This window comes from Arthrobacter sp. JCM 19049 (assembly GCF_001310435.1).
Genome location: NZ_BAXF01000629.1, coordinates 1 through 1095 on the forward strand (window position 1 = coordinate 1; position 1095 = coordinate 1095).

General features: G+C 65.1%; 1 protein-coding gene and 1 pseudogene. Both read left to right on the top strand.

Going from position 1 to position 1095, the window contains the following annotated elements; translation table 11 throughout:
- Window positions 1–58: 58 nt before the first annotated feature.
- A pseudogene (locus JCM19049_RS21275) lies at window positions 59–405 on the top strand (DUF3418 domain-containing protein).
- Window positions 402–740: a DUF3418 domain-containing protein gene (locus JCM19049_RS15085; protein WP_308417094.1), complete on the top strand. Its 339-nt coding sequence runs from the start codon at window positions 402–404 to the stop codon at window positions 738–740. The pseudogene JCM19049_RS21275 and the gene JCM19049_RS15085 overlap by 4 nt, the downstream one beginning before the upstream one ends.
- Window positions 741–1095: the final 355 nt, after the last annotated feature.

Below are 1095 nucleotides of genomic sequence, written 5' to 3' on the forward strand. Positions count from 1 at the left end.
GTTCCGCACCGCCGCCGAACGCGACGCCGCCCACCGCGGCGGCATCATCCGGCTGCTGATGCTGCGCCTGCCCCCGGCCACCAAATTCGTGCTCGGGCACCTGAACAACACCGAGAAACTGGTGTTCACCCAAAGCCCGCACGGCTCCATCGAGGAACTGATCGCCGACTGCACCAGGCCGCCGTGGACAAGCTCGTCCCCGAACAGCTGCCAATGGACGCCGCCGCCTTCGAAGCGCTCTTCCATAGTGTGCGCGCCGAACAGATCGACACCGTCTTTTCGATTACCGCGGTCATCGCCAAGGTCTTCACCAGCTACACCCGGATCACCAAGCAGCTCAAATCCAGCAACTCGCTGCGCTCTACCAGGCAGTCAGCGACATCCGCTCCCAGCTGGAGCAGCTGATCTACCCCGGCTTCATCGCGGTGACCGGGGCGATGAACCTGCTGCGACTGCCGCGCTACCTGCAGGGCATCGAACGCCGGCTGGAGAAGCTCACCTCCGGCGCCGTGCAGCGCGACGCCCAGGCGATCGCGGTGATCCAGAAACTGGAGGACGAGTACGACGCGGCCCTGGAAAAGGTCCCCGCCGGTGCCGCGGTCCCCCACACCCTGCGCCAGGTGAAGTGGATGCTGGAGGAAATGCGCATCTCGCTGTTCGCCCAGGAACTGGGCACCGCCTACTCGGTCAGCGAAAAGCGCATCCGCAAGGCCATCGCCGAAGGACTTGCCGCGCTCTAACCGCATTCCCGCACCCGATCCGGGTTTGGCCCGCAGGGCTGGTCCCGGGGTGGGGTGTGGTGGGCCAGCCACCGGTGGTGGCTGGCCCACTGGTATTTCCGGCCGGTGTTTCCCGGTGGCTGTTTCCCGGTTGGTGTTTCCCGCCGGTGGTCCCCGAAAGAATTTTGGGGTTCGTGGGTTATCCCCATCCCGCCGGGCCTGGGTGGGGTGCCCAAGTTTGGTGGGTGATGGTAGGTGGCATGAATCAGGTTTCCCTGGCCACGGCCCTTGAGGTGGTACGCCACCGGGTGCGGCACAACGGTGCGGCATTAGATGGCACGGTGCTGCGTGAAATCCAGGAATTGTGTACCGCCTT